The organism is Cryptosporangium aurantiacum (genome assembly GCF_900143005.1).
Classification (GTDB): domain Bacteria; phylum Actinomycetota; class Actinomycetes; order Mycobacteriales; family Cryptosporangiaceae; genus Cryptosporangium; species Cryptosporangium aurantiacum.
In genome coordinates, this window is record NZ_FRCS01000001.1 from 957449 (window position 1) to 976370 (window position 18922).

The 18922-nt window shown below is 72.4% G+C and carries 13 protein-coding genes; 10 read left to right on the forward strand and 3 right to left on the reverse strand.

Going from position 1 to position 18922, the window contains the following annotated elements; all coding sequences use genetic code 11:
* Nucleotides 1–76: 76 nt before the first annotated feature.
* The 4 genes from BUB75_RS04175 (at nt 77) to BUB75_RS04190 (ending at nt 4085) form a co-directional block, all read left to right on the forward strand.
* Nucleotides 77–430, forward strand: a complete 354-nt coding sequence (locus tag BUB75_RS04175; protein ID WP_073251521.1) for an ArsR/SmtB family transcription factor — start codon at nt 77–79, stop codon at nt 428–430.
* Entirely contained in the window at nt 423–899 is a 477-nt protein-coding gene (locus BUB75_RS04180) for an SRPBCC family protein (RefSeq protein WP_073251523.1), read from the forward strand. Before BUB75_RS04175 ends, BUB75_RS04180 begins: the two co-directional genes overlap by 8 nt.
* Nucleotides 900–909: 10 nt before the next feature.
* Nucleotides 910–1770, forward strand: coding sequence for a TIGR03620 family F420-dependent LLM class oxidoreductase (locus tag BUB75_RS04185; RefSeq protein WP_143175017.1), 861 nt, complete (start codon nt 910–912; stop codon nt 1768–1770).
* 104 nt (nt 1771–1874) lie between these two features.
* Nucleotides 1875–4085, forward strand: a complete 2211-nt coding sequence (locus BUB75_RS04190; protein ID WP_073251525.1) for a molybdopterin-dependent oxidoreductase — start codon at nt 1875–1877, stop codon at nt 4083–4085.
* On the opposite strand, the gene BUB75_RS04195 is transcribed toward BUB75_RS04190, so the two are convergent.
* Complete coding sequence (locus BUB75_RS04195) at nt 4078–9750, reverse strand: diguanylate cyclase (RefSeq protein ID WP_084740202.1); 5673 nt, start codon at nt 9748–9750, stop codon at nt 4078–4080. The genes BUB75_RS04190 and BUB75_RS04195 overlap by 8 nt on opposite strands.
* Nucleotides 9751–10038: 288 nt before the next feature.
* On the opposite strand from BUB75_RS04195, the gene BUB75_RS04200 reads away from it, so the two are divergent.
* Complete coding sequence (locus tag BUB75_RS04200) at nt 10039–11736, forward strand: substrate-binding domain-containing protein (protein ID WP_073251531.1); 1698 nt, start codon at nt 10039–10041, stop codon at nt 11734–11736.
* 6 nt (nt 11737–11742) lie between these two features.
* On the opposite strand, the gene BUB75_RS48065 is transcribed toward BUB75_RS04200, so the two are convergent.
* The gene (locus BUB75_RS48065) at nt 11743–11877 is read right to left on the reverse strand and encodes a hypothetical protein (protein WP_281248281.1); all 135 of its coding nucleotides are present in this window, start codon (nt 11875–11877) and stop codon (nt 11743–11745) included.
* A 138-nt stretch (nt 11878–12015) separates the two neighbouring features.
* Between BUB75_RS48065 and BUB75_RS04205 the strand changes: the two genes are divergently transcribed.
* Nucleotides 12016–13143 carry a winged helix DNA-binding domain-containing protein gene (locus BUB75_RS04205; protein WP_073251533.1) on the forward strand — a complete coding sequence of 376 codons (1128 nt, stop codon included), beginning with the start codon at nt 12016–12018 and terminating at the stop codon, nt 13141–13143.
* 17 nt (nt 13144–13160) lie between these two features.
* Here the strand turns inward: BUB75_RS04205 and BUB75_RS04210 are convergent, their stop codons facing one another.
* A complete protein-coding gene (locus BUB75_RS04210) occupies nt 13161–14099 on the reverse strand; it encodes an exopolyphosphatase (RefSeq protein ID WP_073251536.1) in 939 nt (312 codons plus the stop codon).
* A gap of 467 nt (nt 14100–14566) precedes the next feature.
* On the opposite strand from BUB75_RS04210, the gene BUB75_RS04215 reads away from it, so the two are divergent.
* The 4 genes from BUB75_RS04215 (at nt 14567) to BUB75_RS04230 (ending at nt 18843) form a co-directional block, all read left to right on the forward strand.
* Nucleotides 14567–16366 carry a cutinase family protein gene (locus BUB75_RS04215; RefSeq protein WP_073251538.1) on the forward strand — a complete coding sequence of 600 codons (1800 nt, stop codon included), beginning with the start codon at nt 14567–14569 and terminating at the stop codon, nt 16364–16366.
* 66 nt (nt 16367–16432) lie between these two features.
* Entirely contained in the window at nt 16433–16906 is a 474-nt protein-coding gene (locus BUB75_RS04220; protein ID WP_073251540.1) for a hypothetical protein, read from the forward strand.
* A gap of 410 nt (nt 16907–17316) precedes the next feature.
* Nucleotides 17317–18534: a cellulase family glycosylhydrolase gene (locus BUB75_RS04225; protein ID WP_073251543.1), complete on the forward strand. Its 1218-nt coding sequence runs from the start codon at nt 17317–17319 to the stop codon at nt 18532–18534.
* Between the two features lie 90 nt (nt 18535–18624).
* Complete coding sequence (locus tag BUB75_RS04230; protein WP_073251545.1) at nt 18625–18843, forward strand: EF-hand domain-containing protein; 219 nt, start codon at nt 18625–18627, stop codon at nt 18841–18843.
* Nucleotides 18844–18922 lie beyond the last annotated feature (79 nt).

Here is an 18922-nt window from a genome sequence, read left to right on the forward strand (position 1 = left end):
CATCACCCATGGGGTTGACAGCGCACCATCGCGCCACCATTCTTAACCCATCGGTTCTAGAACTAGGTGGTTATGAATGGCGGTCGACCAGCTCAGTCTTGTGTTCAGCGCGTTGGCCGATCCGACGCGCCGGGCGATCCTCGCGCGCCTCGCCGCGCACGGTGACGCCACCGTCGCCGAGCTGACCGGCCCGTTCGCGATGTCCCAGCCGGCGATCTCCAAACACCTCAAGGTGCTGGAGAACGCCGGGCTGATCTCCCGTGCCAGGCGGGCGACCGCCCGCCTGAGCCACCTGGAGGCGAAGCCGATGCGCGAAGCGACCGACTGGCTGGCCGAGTACCGCCGGTTCTGGGAGACCAGCCACGAACGACTCGACGAACTCCTCGCCGAGCTGCAGCAATCCCCGACGAACGGAGCGAACGATGGCTAAGACCGAGATCATCGCCGAGCCCGGCACCTCCCAGATCGTCGTGACGCGGGAGTTCCAGGCCCCGCGTGACCTGGTGTTCCGGGCCTACACCGATCCGGACCTCATCCCGCGTTGGCTCGGCCCGCGCGAGCTGACGACGAAGGTCACCGACTACGACGTCCGGGACGGTGGCCGGTACCGGTACGTCCACGCGGACCCCGACGGCAATGAGTACGCGTTCCGCGGCGTCTTCCACGGCACGCCGACGCCCGACCTCACGACGCAGACGTTCGAGTACGAGGGCATGCCGGGCCACGTCGCGCTGGAGGCCGTGACGATGACCGAGGTGGACGGCCGCACGGTCGTCCGCACGCTCTCCAGCTTCCAGTCGGTCGAGGACCGCGACGGCATCGTCGAGTCCGGAATGGAGACCGGGATTCGCGACTCCGACGAGCGGCTCGAGGCGCTGCTCGCCGAACTACAGCCGTAATCTCGGGGGCATGGCACAACGACTCGTGAGCGTGTGGCAACCCTTCTTCATCGCCAACAAAGACCGGGACGCCGTCCTCGACGCCGCCACCGAACTGGAAGAGCTGGGATATCACCGGCTCTGGTTCTCGGCGGGCTTCAAGGAGGGCGTCCCGGCCCGTTTCCGGGAGATCCTCGACGGCACGAAGCGGATCGGCGTCGCGCCCGGAATCGTCAGCATCTGGCACGCGTCCCCAGCGGACGCGGCCGCGTTCACCGCGGACGCCGAGGCCGCGCACCCCGGCCGCTTCCTCCTCGGGCTCGGCGCGAGCCACGCCGTCCTCGTCGAGAGCGGCGGTGAGCAGTACCGCAAGCCGTACTCGAAGATGGTCGAGTACCTCGACGCGCTCGACGCCGCCGGAAGCCCGCCCGAGCAGCGCGTGCTCGCCGCGCTCGGGCCGCGGATGCTCGAGCTCTCGCGTGAACGGGCGTGCGGAGCGCACCCGTACTTCGTCCCCGCCGAACACACCGAACAGGCCCGTGCGGTGCTGGGGCCCGAGGCGCTGCTCGCGCCCGAGGTGGCGGTCGTCCTCGAGCCGGACGCCGAGCGGGCGCGCGCCGTAGCCAGGGAGTACACCACCGGGTACCTCACGCTGCCGAACTACACCCAGAACCTCCGGCGCCTCGGCTGGACCGACGCGGACCTGGCCGGCGGCGGCAGCGACCGGCTCGTTGACGCGCTGATCCCGTGGGGCACCGCCGAGCAGGTCGCGGCCGGGATCGAGAAGCACTACACGGCCGGTGCCGACGAGGTGACGATCCAGGTCCTGGGCGTCGGCGCGAAAGACTTCCCCGGTGACGCGTTCCGCGCGCTGGCGGCCGCGCTGATCTGACCGCGCCATCGGCGGTTTCGCCGGTTCCGCACAACTCGCGGGTGTTCGGCGTCGGGGTCGGCCAGACTGGGTCGGAGCGACCCCGACGCCGAGGAGCGCCCTCCATGAGCACTCGAACCGCCTACCGGACCTGCCCGCTCTGCGAAGCCGTCTGCGGCCTCGAGATCACGCTCTCCGGCCGGGACGTCGTCCGGGTCCGTGGTGACCGGGACGACGTCTTCAGCCGTGGTTTCATCTGCCCGAAGGGCGCGACGCTCGGCGACCTCGACCAGGACCCCGATCGGCTGACCGGGCCGCTCGTCCGCCGCGACGGCGTCCTGACCCCGGCCACCTGGGACGAGGCGTTCGCCGCCGTGGAGGCCGGGCTGGGCCGGGTCGCCGCGGAGCACGGCCGGGAGTCGGTCGCGCTGTACTTCGGCAACCCGAACGCGCACACGCTCGGTGGCGGGCTCTACCTAGGTGCGCTGCGCAAGGCGATCGGCACCCGCAACGTCTACAGCGCGGCCAGCGTCGACCAGCTCCCCAAGCACGTCTCGGCCGGGCTGATGTTCGGCGACCCGACCGCGATCCCGGTGCCCGACCTGGACCGCACCGACTACCTGCTGATGCTCGGCGCCAACCCGGTCGAGTCCAACGGCAGCCTGTGCACAGCCCCCGACTTCCCCGGCCGCCTCAAGGCGCTGCGGGCGCGCGGCGGGCGACTCGTCGTCGTCGACCCGCGCCGCACCCGGACCGCCGCGCTCGCCGACCGGCACCTGTTCATCCGCCCCGGCACCGACCCGTACCTGCTGCTCGGCATCGTGCACACGCTGTTCGCCGAGAACCTGGTGGCCGCGCTGGACGACCGCTTCGCGGGTGTCGAGGAACTGCGCGTGCTGGCCAAGGAGTTCACGCCGTCCGCGATGGCCGACGTGTGCGGCGTCCCGGCCGAGGAGATCGAGACGCTGGCCCGTGAGCTCGCGGCGGCCGAGACCGCCGTGGTGTACGGCCGGATCGGCACGTCGACCGCCGAGTTCGGGACGCTGACCAGCTGGCTCGTCGACGTCGTCACCACGCTGACCGGCAACCTCGACCGGCCGGGCGGCGGCATGTTCGGCGCACCACCGCACGGCCGCACGCGCTGGCGCAAGCCGTTCCGGACCGGCCGCTGGAGCAGCCGGGTCCGGGGCCTGCCGGAGGTCATCGGCGAGCTCCCGGTCGCGACCCTCGCCGACGAGATCCGGACGCCCGGCGACGGCCAGGTCCGCGCGCTGGTCACGGTGGCGGGCAACCCGGTGCTGTCCACCCCGGACGGACCCGGCCTGGACGCGGCGCTGGAGACGCTCGACTTCATGGTCAGCGTCGACCCGTACTTGAACGCGACCACCCGGCGCGCGGACGTGATCCTCCCGCCGCCCCGGATCCTGGAAGCCGGCCACTACGACGTCGCGCTGCTCGGGTTCGCGGTCCGGCGGGTGGCGCGCTACTCCCCGCCGGTGCTCGCCCCTCTCGACGGCAGGCCGAACGAGGCGCAGATCCTCGCGAAGCTCGCGCTGATCGCCGCCGGGCAGGGCGTGGACGCCGATCCGGCGCTGCTCGACGAGGGCTTGATCGGCGCGGCGCTGGCGCACGCCGTGGCCGACCCGACGTCCCCGGTGCACGGACGCGACGCCGGTGAGCTCGCGGCGGAGCTGACCGGTGCGGACGGCACCGAACGACGGCTGGACCTGATGCTGCGGCTCGGCAGCTACGGTGACGCGTTCGGCGCCCGTCCCGGCGGGCTCTCGCTGCGACGGCTGCTGGACGCTCCGCACGGCCTCGACCTCGGTCCGCTGGAGCCCGCGCTCGACGCGCTGGTGGCCACCGCGTCCGGGAAGGTCGAGCTGGCACCCGCGCCGATCGTCGCCGACCTGGCCCGGCTCCGCTCCGGCGCAGGCGCCCGGCGCGACGGGTTCGTGCTGGTCGGGCGGCGGAACCTGCGGACGAACAACAGCTGGTCACACAACGTCCGCGCGCTGGCGGGCGGGTCGAACCGGTGCACGCTGCAGATGAACACCGACGACGCCGCCCGGCTCGGGCTCGCGGCCGGGCAGGAGGTGTGGGTCCGCTCGCGGGTCGGCGCGGTGGCGACCGTGCTGGAGCCGAGCGAGACGATCATGCCCGGCGTCGTCAGCCTGCCGCACGGCTTCGGGCACGGCCTGCCCGGCACCCGGCAGCGGGTCGCGGAGCAGACCTCAGGCGTCAACGCGAACACGCTCACCGACCCCGACCTGCTCGACGCGCTGAGCGGCACCGCCGTCCTCAACGGAATCCCGGTGGAGGTCGGCGCTAACTGACGTGCACGCGGTTCCGGCCGGCGTGCTTCGCCAGGTACAGGCAGCGGTCCGCGCGCCCCAGTAGCGTGCTGACCAGCGTGTCCGCGTCCGGATCCGCGTCCAGGTCGGCGTCGCGCAGGTAGGTGACGCCGAGGCTGATCGTCACCCGCAGCGGCCCGGCCGACGTCGGCACCGGGTCCTCGGCCACCGCGGCCCGCAGCTGCTCCGCGACCCGCGCCGCCTCCACCGGCCCGGCGCGGAGCAGCAGCGCGAACTCCTCACCGCCGTACCGGCCGAGCAGCCCGAGCCCGCGGCCGTTCTGCCGGAGCCGCCCGGCGACCACCTGGATCACCTCGTCGCCGACCTGGTGGCCGTGCTCGTCGTTGACCTGCTTGAAGTGGTCGATGTCGATCATCATCGCGGCGATCGGCCAGCTCGCCGCCCGGTCCCGCCTGCTGACCGCGACGTCCTGGGTGGCCAGCTCGAAGAAGTGGCGGCGGTTGGCGACGCCGGTCAGCCCGTCGATCGTCGCGAGCCGCCGGACCTCGGCGAACAGCCGGGCGTTCTCGTAGGCGACCATGCCCTGCCCGACCAGCGCACCGGCGATCTCGGCCACGCCGTCGTCGTAGTCGTCCGGTGAGCCGGTCGCGAACAGCAGGACGCCGAGCCGCTCGTCGCGCGCCACCAGCGGCAGCGCCAGCCAGCACCGGGCGTCCGGCAGCGCGTCGGTGACCAGGCGCGGCGCGTCGGACCGGCTCACCGCCGGTTCGGCCGTCTCGAGCAGGTGCAGCAGCCGGGCGTCGGCCTCCATCGCGACCGGGTGCGATCCGGTCGGGATGTTCAGGCCGTCGCCGGGGTCGTCCAGCCCGTCCGCCGCCGCGACCGCGGCGAAGATGCCGGCCAGGTCGTCGGTGCGGTGGTGCCGTCCGGTACGCGACGCGGCCCGTACCCAGACCAGCGGCGGCTCCGGCCCGGCCTGGATCAGCCAGCCGCTGTCGCCCCCGACGACACCGAACACGACCGTGAGCAGCCGCCGCAGCACCTGCTCGGGCGTCGGTTCGAGGATTCCGGTGATCGCGGCCAGCGCGTCCCGCAGCGTCTCGGCGAGGTCGCGCTGGCGGTTCGCGGCACCGACCGCCACCTCTAGCTGCGCGGCTCGCGCGGTCTCCAGCGCCACCGCGACGTGGCTGGTGATCGCGGTGAGCACGCCGACGTCGTCCGCGGTGAAGATGCCCTTCGCGACCCGGCTGTCCAGGTAGACGACGCCGAGCAGCCGGCCGTCGAGCAGGATCGGCGCCGCCATGATGCTGCGCAGCCCGTGCAGGACGACGCTCTCCGCGCCGAGCGCTGCACCCTCCTCGGTGCCGGTGACGACCATCGCGGTGCGGCTCTGCCAGACCCGCTCGACCAGCGTCGCGCTGTAGCCGGTGAGCGTGCCGAGGTCGGTGCGCGCGGCGTCGCGTCCCCCGTGCGGGCGCAGCCGGCCGGTGTCGTCGACCAGGAACAGGTAGGCGCGTTCCGCGCCGAGGATCCGGATCGTCTCGTCCAGCGCGACCGCGGCCACCCGGGCCGGATCGAGCACGCGGGACGCGGCGAGCCCGACCTGCTGGATCGCGTCCAGCCGCTGCCGGTACAGGCTGACCGCGACACCGTCGGAGGACCGGGCCTGGTGCAGCGTGACCCGGGACGCGCTGTCCAGGCCGAACTCCGACGCGAGCTGGCGGGCCCGGTGCGGCCAGCGCTGCTCGACGGCGAGCGCCAGCGCGTACCGTGCCTGCCGGTCGCGTTCGCCGTCCGCGCCCAGACTCTGCAGGGCCCGAGCCCTGATCCGGGCCGTCTCGAACGCCACCAGCGGCGCGTCCACGGCGCGCAGCACCGGCTCGGCGGTGTTCAGCGCCCGCAGCGCACGGTCGGTGCGCCCCTCGCACAGCAGCAGCCCGGCGCGCGTCACCCGATGGTGTGCCCGCAGCATCGGGGTGTTGGCGACGAGGCCGAGCGCCCGCACCGCCGCGCGGGCCTGCGCCAGCCGCCGTGCCCGGTCGTCCTTGCTCGCGACGCGGACCTGCTCGAGCCGCCCGTACGCCTGGTAGACGTAGAGCCCCCGGTGGATCGGGATCAGCGCCCACCAGGGCACCGCGGCGTCCTCCAGGTCCGCGACGGCCTCGTCGAACGCCGGGCCGCAGTCGCCCTGCTCCACCTCGGACAGCATCGCCACGTAGCTCAGGTCGACGCGTTCCCAGCGCGCCCGTCCGCCGTCGGCTCGTGCCCTGGCCAGCTGCGCGGCGGCCTCCGCGGGCCGCCCCTGCAGCGCGAGCAGCCCGACGTTGCACGCGTGCACGGTCGAGTTCAGCGCGCCGTCGCTGGCCTCGACCAGCGCCTGGCGACGGGTGAACACCTCCTCGGCGCCCCCGACGTCGCCGCGCAGCAGCGTGTCCCAGCAGAGCACCGACAGCAGGTCGATCCGGCGGCCGGCGTCCAGCCACCGGGCGCGGTTGGCGAGCACCGCACGGACCCGCTCGCCCTGGTCGAAGCCGAAGAACTGCTCGTCCAGCGCCTCCAGCCAGTCGACGAACGCGGTCAGCTGCGGGTCGCCGACGTCCTCGGCCGTGCGGTGCGCCCGCCGGGTCAGCCACCGCCCGTACCGGCGCAGGCCGATGATGTAGACGAGGTGCGCCGCCGCCATCGCCATCCGCGCGCTCTCCGGGCCGCGGCCGATCCGGGCGGTCAGGAAGACCCGCCGCAGTGTGAACGCCAGCGAGACGGTCGGCCGTAACTGCCGGGCGTACGCCAGCGCGCCGGCGTCGTAGAGCTCGGTGAGCAGGCAGTACAGGTCGCGCTGCGGTTCCCGGACGGTGCCGTAACCGATCCGGGTCAGCATGATCGCCAGCCCGGCCAGCACCTGCCAGAGCGTCGAGAAGACGAGCACGAACGGGTTGTCCGGCAGCGGCCTGCCGAGCTCCAGCAGCGCTTCGTCGACGGCCTGCGACTGCCGGTCGGTCGCCCACGTGCTGTCGTGGACCTGCGCGGTCAGCGCGAGCAGCCGGGCGCGCTCGAGCGGTTCGGCGGTGCGCGCCCGCGCGGCCTCGAGCGTGGCCAGCGCGTCGCGGAACCGGCCGGTGCGGTGCTGTGCGCGGCCCAGCGCCTGCAGGAACTGGGCGTCCGGAACGTGGCCCGACCGGGTCGCCGCCGCGGCCGCCTGCTCCAGGAAGCCGACCGCCTCGGCCGGTGCCTGCTCGGCGAGCGCGAGCCGTCCGGCGGCCGTGCAGGCCACGAACAGCGCGGGGTTCGGCCTGCCGTCGTCGGCCAGCTGCCGATGCCGGGCCAGCGCGTACACCGTGGCGGGCACGCTCTGGTCCTGCGCGGTGAGGACGTCGGCGATCCGGGCGTGCACGCTGCGCAGCGTCGCGGGGTCGAACTGGCCGAGCAGCGCTTCGCGGATCCGGTCGTGCAAGAACTGGAAGTTGTCGCCGTCCCGGCGCTCCAGCAGGTGGCGCCAGGCGGCGGCGCTGGCGACCTCGATCGCGCGGCGCCGGGCGATGCGGCCGACCTCGGCGACCATGCCGGGGTCGAAGTGCGGGCCGAGCGCGGCGGCGACCCCGAGCAACTGCCTGCTCTCGTCGTCCAGCCCGCGCAGCCGTTCGAGCACCAGCGCCACCGCGTCGACCGGCAGTTCGACGTCGTGCAGCAGGTCGGAGTCGATCTGCCAGGTGCCCCAGGACGGCCGGGCCAGGCCGGCGTCGACGATCGCGGTGAGGAACTGCAGCAGCGTGAACGGGTTGCCGTCGCTGCGGGCGGCCAGCGCGGCCGCGGCGGCAGCGCTGATCCGGATGCCGCCGGTGACGCCGCGGACCAGCTCCGCGACGGCGTCCGCGGGCAGGGGTTCGAGCCGGATCGTGAGGTCGAGCGCCGGGCCGAGCGCCGCCCGCACCGCGTCGAGTTCCGACTCGTGCCCCGGGCCGTCGCGCGCGGTGGCGAGCACCAGGACCGGGGCGTCCGGAAGTTCGTCGGCCAGCTGGCGGAGCACCCGACCGGTGGCGTCGTCCATCCAGTGCAAGTCGTCCAGGTGCAGCACCAGGCCGCCCGCGGAGCGGGCCAGCCCGGCGAGGAATCCGGCGACCGCACCCGGTAGCGGCTGGTCGCGGTCGTCGGCGACCAGCGGCGCTGCTTCCAGCAGCGCGCCCAGGCCGGGGGACAGGCCGTGTAACAGCGACGCCGCCGGACCGGCCGCGGCGGTCAGGTCGACGGCGGCGGCGACCCGGCGGGCCGGCGGCAGCTCCAGGACCTCGGCGACGTACCGGTCGAACGCTTCGCGCAGCGGCGCCAGCGGCACCGAGGAGTCCGCGTCGCACTTGCCGTAGAGGACCAGCCCTCGGTTGGCGGTGACCGCGACCGTGAGTTCCTCGGTCAGCCGGCTCTTGCCGCTTCCCGGCGGCCCGGTGACCAGCGCGGCGCCCCCGGCGGCGGTGCCGTCGGCGGCGGCGTCCCGGATCTTTTGCCAGCGTGCCGCCAGCGCGCCGAGCTCGGCGTCACGGCCGACCAGCGGGGCCTCGGTCTTCCCGGCGGTCGGCCGGTCGGCGGTGCCGAGCCGGAACGCCCCCTCGCCGGACGCCAGCCTGCGCAGGTCCGCGACCAGGCCGTCGCCGCTCTGGTAGCGGTCGTCCGGGTCCTTGGCCAGCAGCTTCGCGATCACGCCCCCGAGCGCGGGCGGCAGGTCGCGGCGAGCCATCAGCGGATCCGGCGCAGGCACCGTCGCGTGCATCCGCAGCAGCGAGCCGACGTCGTCGGAGTCGAACGGCGGCGCGCCGGTCGCGCACTCGAACAGCACGGCGCCGAGCGCGTAGAGGTCGGCGCGGCCGTCGACCGGGCGGTTGAGCATGCCGGACTGCTCCGGCGCGCAGTAGAGCATCGTCCCGGCCACCGTGCCGTCGGGCGGTGCGCCCAGCCGGGAGGCCATCCCGAAGTCGATCACCCGCGCCTGCGGCGCGACGTGCCCGACGCCGGTTTGGACGATGATGTTCTCCGGCTTGATGTCGCGGTGCATCAGTCCGGCCCGGTGGGCCGCGGCCAGCGCGTCCGCGACGTCGATGCCGATCGCGAGCAGCGTGTCGATGCCGAGCGCCCCGTCGGCGAGGACGTCGGCTAGCCGATCTCCGTCGACCAGGTCCATCACCAGGTACGGACGCCCGTCGGCGGTGCCGACCTCGTGCACGCGCGCCAGGCCGGGGTGCGCGACGCAGGCGAGCAGCGCGGCCTCCCGGCGGAACGCGCGCTCGGCGGCCTCGGCCGTCGCCGCGTCGTCGTCGGGCCCGGTGACGCGGTCCCGCGCCACTTTCATCGCGTACACGCCGTCGCCGCGGCGGACCCGGTACGCGACGGTCCGGCTGCCCCGGCCGAGCTCGCCGAGGATCTCGTAGCCGGCCGAACCCTGTGCGGCCTTCGCCGCGGTGGCGGCCCGGACACCGGCCCCGTGGGTGCCGGTGGTGGACCGGAGCGGCGCCGCGTCGACCGGGCCGATCGGGCTGACCGGACGCGGGCGCGGCTGGCCGTCCGGACGGCTGCCGGACGCGGGAAGCGGCACGGCGGGCTCGCCGGCCGTTCCGGCGACCGCGCGGAGGCGTTCCAGCCCCAGGAGGACGCCTGCGTCGTCGTGGCGGTCGAGCGACACCCCACGCTCCCGTTTGCTCACTGTTGGCGGTCGGAGCCTACCGACTCCTTCGCGATCCAGGAGTTACAGACGATGAACTTGCCCCTGTTTCTTGCGCTGGTCGACCGCTGAGTCAGGGCAGAACGGCTGGGGTGGGCACCCACCGGACGCACGCTGGTCGGGGCCGAGCAGCATCAGGTACCTTCCGTGCTCATGGCGCGTGGTCGGCACCGCACTGCGGTGGTACTCCGCCAGCAGGCATCCGCCTCGGCGGCTTCGCGTCCGCGCGCCCGCCGCTGGTGGTTTCGACCATGGACTGCTGCGGTCGTCGTGGTCGTCTTGGTCGGTGGCGCGCTCACTGCCGGTTACCTCCTCCGTTCCGACGAGTGCACCGGCGAGCCGGTCGTGCTCTCCGTCGTCACCTCGCCCGATCAGCAGGACGTCGTCCGGGAGCTGGCCTACGCCTGGGAGGCCGGGGAACACCGGATCGACGGGAAGTGCGGTGCGATCCTGGTCCGCGGCCAGGAGTCGTCCGCCGTCGGCCAGTCGCTGACGCCGACCCAGAACGGCGCCGCGCCCGCGAACCGGGTCGATGTCTGGATGCCGGATTCGTCCACCTGGATCACCAGCACCGCCGCACGGCCGGGTGTCGCCCCGCTGTTCGCCTACGACCGCCCCAGCATCGCGACCTCGCCGATCGTGCTGGCGCTGCCTCGCCCGATGGCCGATGCGCTGGGCTGGCCGAACACGCCGGTGTCGTGGACGCAGCTCGGGCTGCAGCGGATCAACGGCCGGACCTGGAGCGACTACGGCCACCCGGAGTGGGGCGCGTTGCGGATCGGCGTCGGCGACCCGCGGCAGTCCACGACGGCGCTCGGCACGCTGCTGTCGGTGGTCGACGCCAACGGCGACAACAAGGTGGGCGAGACCGAGCTGCACAACGCGTTGCTGCTGGCCAGGGCCGCGACCGTGGACCAGCCGACGTCGGCGGCGTTCCTCGCCCGGCTGCGCGGCGCCACGGACGAGGCCGCGCTGCTCGCCGAGGCCGGTCCGTTCCCGGCGACCGAGCAGCAGGTGGCGGCGTACGACAACGGTGACCCGGTGGTGCCGCTGACCGCCGTGCACCCCACCGAGGGGACGATCTTCGCCGACTACCCGTACGTGACGCTCGCCGCGCCCTGGGTCGATCCGATCCGGCAGAAGATCGCGGCCAGCTTCCTCGACCTGATCCAGAGCGACGAGGGGCGGGAGGCGTACGGGCGGGCCGGATTCCGCGACCCGGAGCGCACCACCCGGTACGCGCGGGGTCTCCAGCCGGTGCTGGGGATGGGCGGTCCGGTCTCGGACGGTGCCAGGGGCCTGCCCACCGACGACGGGATCACCCGGACCGTGGTGTTCTGGACCGCGCTGCAGCGCCGGGCGAACGTGCTGGCCACGATCGACACGTCCGGCTCGATGACGGATCGGGCGCCGGACGGCTCCGGCACCCGCATGCAGGTCGTGCAGGAGGCGTGCATCCGGGCGATCACGTTGTTCAGCCCGGAGTCCGGCGTCGGACTGTGGAAGTTCGCGACGGAACTCGACGGCGACAAGGACTACCGGCAGCTGGTCCCGCTCGGGCCGATCGGCGGCGCGCTGTCGGACGGCACGCCGCGCCGGGCGGCGCTGGAGACCGCGATCCGGCGCGATCTGACGCCGAAGGGCGCGACCGGCCTGTACGACACGATGTACGCCGCGTTCCGCAACGTCCAGGCGCACTGGCAGCCCGGCCGGTTGAACCTGCTGGTGCTGATGACCGACGGCAAGAACGAGGACGACGGCCTGACCCGTGCGCAGCTGGTCCAGCGGCTTCGTCAGATCGCTCAGCCGGACAAGCCGGTGCAGGTGATCGCGATCGGCTTCGGGAGCGACGCCGACCTGGCCGAGCTCAACGCGATCACGCAGGCCGTCGGTGGCAAGGCGTACCGCGCGAACAGCGGCCGCGACATCGATCGGATCTTCCTGCAGACGCTAGTCGGCGGCGAGTAGTTCGACTCACCAGCCGGTGTAGTCCCAAGCGCTGTGGAGGCGCTTGCGGGAGCGACGGTGCCGGCGCGGCTTGTGGCACTCGTAGTCCCAGCTGTTGTTGTAGTCGTAGCCGCAGTCGCCGTGGTGTTCGTGGCAGCTCATCGCAGTCTCCTTCCGGACTCATGGTCGAGTTCCAGGGTGGCGGCGATCGCTGTCGTGCACGGTCAGCGCCGTGACGGGCGGATTGTTCGCGCGGCGACAGAGACGAGATTGTCGGTGGGGTGCTCTACCGTCTGCGGCATGACTGGGCAGAGGCTCTCCAGGCGGGCGCTGAACCGCGCGACGCTCGCCAGGCAGTTCCTCCTGGAACGCGCCGACGTGCGGGTGGTGGACGCCGTCGAGCGGCTCGGTGGCCTCCAGGCTCAGACGCCGCACTCCTGGTACTTCGGGCTCGCCGCCCGGCTGGCCGGTGTCACGCCGGAGGCCGTCTCGGCGCTGCTGGTCGACCGCAGCCTGGTGCGGATCGCGCTGCAGCGGTCCACGATCCACCTCGTCTCGGCGCGCGACGGGCTGGCCTGGCGTCCGCTGCTGACGCCGGTGATCCTGCGGGCCACGCTGCAGACGTACCGGCGCTTCCTCGACGGCGTCGACCTGGACGAGTTGGCCGCGGTCGGCCGTGAGCTGCTGGCCGAGGCGCCGCTGACGTTCGCGGCGCTGGAGAAGGGCCTCGCCGAGCGCTGGCCGGCGAACGATCCGCACGCGCTGTCCTACACGGTGCGGGCGCTCCTGCCGCTCGTGCAGGTGCCGCCGCGGGGCTCCTGGGGTCCGTCCGGCCCGGTCAGCGGGCCGATCGCGCACATCCCGGCGGAGTTCTGGCTGGACGCCGGCCCTGTCGAGCCCGCGGTACCCGACGACCTCGTCCTGCGTTACCTGGGCGCGTTCGGCCCGGCCGGGGTGAAGGACGCGCAGACCTGGTCGGGGCTCACCCGGCTGGGCGAGGTGTTCGAGCGGCTGCGCCCCCGGTTGGTCACGTTCACCGACGACGAGGGCCGGGAGTTGTTCGACCTGCCCGACGCGCCGCGCCCCGGCGAGGAGACGCCGTCGCCGGTCCGTTTCCTCTACGACTTCGACAACCTGCACCTGTCCTACGCCGAGCGGAATCGGTTCCAGGTGCCGGAGACCGCCGAGGCGCGCGCGCGGACGTTCACGAAGAACGGCCAGTTGCCCGGCACGATCCTCGTCGACGGCGACGTCCACGGCGTCTGGGTGCTGACCCGCGGGCGGGGCGGCGCCACGCTCACCGTGCGGCCGCTGTCCCGCTGGTCGGCCGCGCAGGCGTCCGCGATCGAGGCCGAGGGCGCGGCGCTGCTGGCGTTCGCGGCCCCGGCGTCGGCCCGGCAGGAACTGGTGGTCGGCGACCCGGTGTGACCTGACGGTTCGCCGGGTCAGACCGCGACCGTGCGGGGCGTCCCGACCGCGTCGATCACCTCGGCGAGGACGCGTTCGGCGTCCTCGTGCGGCACCTGGCACGTCCCGGCGGCGACGTGACCGCCGCCGCCGTAGTGGAGCATCACCGCACCGACGTCGATCGGTGACGTGCGGTCGAAGATCGACTTGCCCACTGCGAGGACGGTGTTCTGCTTCTGGCGGCCCCACAGCACGTGCACCGAGACGCGGGCCTGCGGGTACAGGGCGTAGACCATGAACCGGTTGCCCGCGTAGATCGTCGCCTCGTTCCGCAGGTCGACGACGACCACGTCGCCGTGCAGCGTTCCGACCCGCTTGAGCTGGTCGACGAAGAACTTGTGGTGGGCGTTGTAGAGGTCGGCTCGCTCAGCGACGTCCGGCAGGTCGAGGATGTCCTCGACGTCCTGGTGCTCGATGCACGCGTCGATCAGCGCCAGCATCAGCTGGTAGTTCGAGATGCGGAACTGGCGGAACCGGCCGAGCCCGGTGCGGCTGTCCATCAGGAAGTTGAGCAGCGTCCAGCCGGTCGGGTCGAGGATCTCCCGGATGTCGTACTGCGCGGAGTCGGCGCGGTCGACGGCGTCCATGATCTCGTCGGAGACCGAGGGGAACCGCTCGCGCCCGCCGTAGTAGTCGTAGACGACCCTGGCCGCGGACGGTGCGTCCGGGATGATGACGTGGTTCGGCGCGTCACCGCCGGTGCGCAGCGTCTCCGAGTGGTGGTGGTCGAAGACCAGGTGCGCGCGCGGCGCGTACGGCACGTTGGTGAGGATGTCCCGCTCGGTGACCTCGAACGTCCCGTCCTGGACGTCCTTGGGGTGGACGAACGTGATCTCGTCGACCAGGTCGAGCCGGCGCAGCAGTACGGCGCACACCAGCCCGTCGAAGTCGCTACGGGTCACCAGGCGGTACGACATGAGAGTCCCTCGGGCGCGCCGACAGTTGTCTCCGGCCAGATCGGCAGCTCTCTCCGGCGTCTGAACATTCTGGGGACAATGATGTGCGCGTGAGCAGGAGAGATGTGTGCCCGAAATTGCGCACGGTAGTTGAATTTTATTAATGCTGTTTATTCACGCGGCGAAATAAACCCCTATGTCTAGCGTGCGTGGGCGTTTTCGGGCGCGCTGATCGTCCGTATGGGCCGGTATTGAATCGCCGAACGGCGACGTCGGCCGCCGCCAGGGCGTTCGTAATTCCGCGCCGAACAGTGGAATGGATGGCGGGGCGGCGGCCGGTCGGGTCGCCATAAGCTGCCGCGGGTCGGCTCGGCAATTCCCTGGCCAGTCGGCCCACCTATTCGCTGTCCGTTTCGCCAACCCCTCGGGTGCTTCATTCATCGCGCGGTCGTCCGCGTGCGACCGCGCCTGCGCCGAACAGGTAACCCGTGATCTTCGCGTCTGTGTTCCACGCTCGGGCCTCGCGCTGGGTGGTCGCGGCTCTGCTCCTGCTGCCGGTCGTGGTGATCGTGGCCGGTGCGCCGGTGGCGCGCGGAGAGAACCCCGCGTGCGGCGACGTCACCGTGGTGTTCGCGCGGGGCTCCGGGCAGCGGCTGGCGCAGCGGGAGAGCGCGGTGTTCTTCGCCGCGCTGTCGGTTCGGCTCGGAACCGCGGTGCGGGCCACCGCGTACGAACTCGGTACGGCCACGTACGGTGGGACCCGCTACCCGGCCGTCGGCGTCGGCGTCGACAGCAGCGACGCGTTCGAGAACCTGCTGGACGCCGGGTCGTACTGGACCGGCAACGCCGGTGGCCGGTACCGGGCCAGCGTCAGGGCCGGCGCCATCGAGCTGCGTGCCTACCTGGAGCAGCGGCTGCGGGCCTGCCCGGACGAGCGGGTGATCCTCGGGGGGTACTCGCAGGGCGCCCAGGTCGTCGGCGACGCGCTCCCCACGGTGCCGCGCAGCCTCCGCGACCGCATCGTGTTCGTCGGCCTGTTCGGCGACCCGAAGCTCTCACTGCCGGAGGGGCGAGGGATCTTTCCCGCGGCGTGCCAGGGCCGATCGCTGTCGCCCTGGCGGCGCGGGAACGTCAGTTGTTACACCGATAACGGCGTGCTCGAGGCACGTTCGCCGTACGTCCCGGCGGACCTGGCGCGGCGGGTCGGCTCCTGGTGCGACCGGGACGACCCGATCTGCAACAACAACCTCGGCGACTTCGCGCACTCGACGCACGGCCTTTACGCGAAGCCCGGCCGGGCGGTCGACCAGGCGGTCCGCGAGGCGGCGGCCGCGATACCGGGCACGCCCGAGTCGCCGCCAGTGAATTCTTTTCGACCGACCCCTGCGGACGACGCTCAGTCAGCGGAGACACGTGAGGTTGAAAAGAGTTCAGCTTCCGCGGCGTCGGTCGCGCTGGTCATCGACGAATACTGGACGCGGCCGGGCACGCCGGTGACGTTCGACGCCTCGGCCTCGGCGCTGCCGCCCTCGGCGGTGGCCGCGTACCGCTGGGACTTCGACGGCGACGGCACGACCGACCGCACGACCCCCGTTCCGACCGTGGCGCACGTGTACCCGGAGCCGTTCCAGGGCCGCGTCCGGCTGCGCGTGAGCGCCGCCGACGGCGCCGAGCTCATGGCGGGCGCGGTCGTCCACGTCGACCGGGTCGGGCTCGCGCGTCAGCTCCCCGCCGATCCGACCGGCGTGACGGTGCGGGCCGCGCACGGGCCCGACGGTGCGGTTGTGCGCTGGCGGCCGGGCACGGCTGTGGACGGGCAGCGGGGCGCCGTGGCCGACGGTCGGCGGGGCACCGTCGCCGGCGGTCCGGTGGACGCGTGGCGCGTTCATGACGCGGCCGGGCGCCTGCTCGTGCACGTCCCGGGATCCGCGCGCCAGGCAGACCTCCCCGCGCTCCCCGATCGCACCACCGCACTCACGGTCGAGGCCGTCAACGAGTACGGCAGCAGCGTCGCGCGGGTTGCGGTGCCGCACGGCACGGGCTCTTCCCGGTTCGCGGACGTCGTCCCGGCCGGCAACGTCACCGGCGCGGACGGCGGGGCGCTCGATGGCGTCCGCACGGTCGACGCGGGGGAGGCCGACGCCCGCGGTCTCTCGACCGCGCCGCTCGCGGCGGCGGTGGTGCTGTTGCTCGCCACGGTCGGGGCGCTCGGGGTCACGCTGGCGCGGGCCGGGTCGCTTCGCACCGGGGGCGCAGGACGGCATCGAAAACGTCGCTGCCCGTTCTGAACACACAACGCATCTGCGACGTAACTCATTGAAGAGGATGACTGCGGGGGACGCGAGGAGACAGGAATGAGCCCGGCTCGACACGCGATCGAACAGAACCGGCGCCACCGCGCTTGGATGCTCGCGGCAGCGGTTGCTGTCGTCGTGGTGGTGATCGGCGCCCTGGGTGCGGTGGTCACGCTTCGGAGCGGTGGTGATCCGGACGTGGCGGCGGCGGCGAACCGTTTCCGTCCGCTCGCCGGCTGGTGGCAGGTGGAGAACGAAGACCGCTCCGGAGCCGGCTGCGTCGACACCGGCTGTCCGCTGTCGTTCCGGCGCTGGCAGGCGGACGCCGCGCCCAGCCCGTCCGACCTCCGGCGCTCGCTGGAGTCGGCCGGCTGGTCCGAACCGAAGATCACCGGTACCTGCCGGCCGGTCGAGGGGCGCTCCGGTACGTTCCCGCTCTGCACCGTCCAGGCGTCCGGTGACGGCATGCAGCTCACCCTGACGGTGACCGAGGTCGACTCGTACCAAATCCTGCTGACGGTCGAATCCGCGTGAACACCGAACCGGGCCGCCCTCGGGACCGTGAAGAGGTAGGGCAAGGCGGATGAATTCGTCTCGCCGTACCGCGTCCGTCAGGAGGCGATCATGAGCTTCACGGGTACCGTCGCGCGCTCCGAAGCAACCGAGGAACGCTGCCGCTGCGTCGCCCTTCGGGTGACGTTCGGCCTCCGCGGTGCGGCGCCCGCACCGCGCCGCGCCCGCCGTCTACGCGGTGTTTTCCCAGCTCAGAGCCGTGATCAATGGTTGGCGGAGCGGTTGCTGGCACCCGTGCCGCACCCGGCCCGCACCCTCTGACCAAGATCCGGAATCAGGCAACCGTCCTGCTCCCGTCCCGCTTCCGTTCCCGCTACCGACGCTGCCGAACTTGGTTGTCGAGAGGCAGACGAGAGAAGCGAGGGGCGAGGATGAAGCGCAAGTTCCTGGTAGCCAGCGTGTTGGCCGTGTCGGGTCTGATCGGGGGCGCCGTCGGCGGCACCGCGCAGGCGGCGACCACGGCGCTGGTCACCAAGCCGACCGCTGACGCCTCGGCCAAGAAGAAGAAGAAGGCCGTGGGCGTGGCCGGCTCGGCGACGGCGCTGGCCGCCGGCACCGCCGCTGCTCCCGCCGTCCCGCAGCTGGGTGTGCAGATGCACGCGATGTGGGAGATGTACTGGAACGGCCAGACCCCGAACGCGATGTTCGACAAGCACCTCAACGCGCTGGCCGCCAACAAGGTGCAGATCGTCCGCGTCGACATGGGTTGGTCGGCCAGCCAGCCGACCTCGGCGGCGCCGACCACGACGTCCTGGCACAACCAGCGGCTGAACACGGTGATCAACCGGATCCGCGCCAAGGGCATGAAGGTCTTCCTGACCGCGCACCAGTCGCCGCTGTGGGCCCGTCCCGGCACCGGCAGCAACACGATGCAGTTCCCGGCCAACGCCGCGTCGATCAAGCCGTGGATGACGTTCCTGGCCAAGAACTACGGTTCGCGTCTGGCCGGCATCGAGGTCTGGAACGAGCCGAACCTGGCCGAGTTCACCGGCGTCAGCGACTCCGCCGCTCGGGTGAAGAAGTTCGTCGCCGTGCTCAAGGCCGCCTACGCCGGTATCAACGCTGGTAACGCCGCCCTGCCGGTGATCTTCGGTGGCCCCGCGCAGACCGACGACGTCTTCATCAAGCAGGCCTACGCCGCCGGCGCCAAGGGCGCGTTCGACATCATGGCTCTGCACCCGTACCAGGGCAACCAGACCAAGGCTCCGGAGTCGACCGACATCACCGGCAAGGGCCGCATGACCAACCTGCCGGCCGTCGTCGCGGCGATGAAGGCCAACGGCGACAGCGCCAAGCCGATCTGGTGGACCGAGTTCGGCACCTCCGTGCACTCGAACGCCGGCATCAACCAGGTGTGGCTCTACGGTGTCGCGAACGAGCAGATCAGCGGTGACTACATGGTCCGCTCGTTCAAGCTGGCCGCGAAGCAGTACCCGCAGGTCAAGGTCGGCACGATCTACACCGCGTACCGCCCGGCCGCCGGCATCTCGGTCCACCAGTACGGCTACCGCCTGCTCGAGGCCGACGGCACCGTCAAGGGTCAGCTGAAGATGCTGAAGGCGATGCGCGACACCACCCCGTCGCGATGAACCCCAGCTAGTTCCGGAAGCGGGCGTCTCCCAGTGGAGGCGCCCGCTTTCGCTTGTTTGGCCGGGCCCTCTTCGGGCCACTGTGGGGGTGTGGCAGACACCAGTGAATACGCGACCACCTTCGGCCTGATCGACCTCGACAACGACGGGCTGATCTCCGCAGCGGAGCTGGTCCAGGTGACCGGCGTGCTCGGCGACCCGATCACCGAGGAAGCCGCGGTGGCCGCGGTCACCAGGGTCGACGCCGACGGGGACGGTCGGATCTCGTTGGAGGAGTTCACCGCTTACATGGGGTCACGGCCGGCTTGACGTTCTGTCAGCAATCGAACGTTCCGGTAGTCGTCACGCCGATCGAGTCCGGCGTCGATCGGCGCGATCCTCTAGGTAC

What these genes read in the sequence shown, in the direction of transcription:
- BUB75_RS04175 (WP_073251521.1), top strand. Translation starts at nt 77, where the DNA reads ATGGCGGTCGACCAGCTCAGTCTTGTGTTCAGCGCGTTGGCCGATCCG.
- BUB75_RS04180 (WP_073251523.1), top strand. Translation starts at nt 423, where the DNA reads ATGGCTAAGACCGAGATCATCGCCGAGCCCGGCACCTCCCAGATCGTC.
- BUB75_RS04185 (WP_143175017.1), top strand. Translation starts at nt 910, where the DNA reads ATGGCACAACGACTCGTGAGCGTGTGGCAACCCTTCTTCATCGCCAAC.
- BUB75_RS04190 (WP_073251525.1), top strand. Translation starts at nt 1,875, where the DNA reads ATGAGCACTCGAACCGCCTACCGGACCTGCCCGCTCTGCGAAGCCGTC.
- BUB75_RS48065 (WP_281248281.1), bottom strand. Translation starts at nt 11,877, where the DNA reads ATGAGCTGCCACGAACACCACGGCGACTGCGGCTACGACTACAACAAC.
- BUB75_RS04205 (WP_073251533.1), top strand. Translation starts at nt 12,016, where the DNA reads ATGACTGGGCAGAGGCTCTCCAGGCGGGCGCTGAACCGCGCGACGCTC.
- BUB75_RS04210 (WP_073251536.1), bottom strand. Translation starts at nt 14,099, where the DNA reads ATGTCGTACCGCCTGGTGACCCGTAGCGACTTCGACGGGCTGGTGTGC.
- BUB75_RS04220 (WP_073251540.1), top strand. Translation starts at nt 16,433, where the DNA reads ATGAGCCCGGCTCGACACGCGATCGAACAGAACCGGCGCCACCGCGCT.
- BUB75_RS04225 (WP_073251543.1), top strand. Translation starts at nt 17,317, where the DNA reads ATGAAGCGCAAGTTCCTGGTAGCCAGCGTGTTGGCCGTGTCGGGTCTG.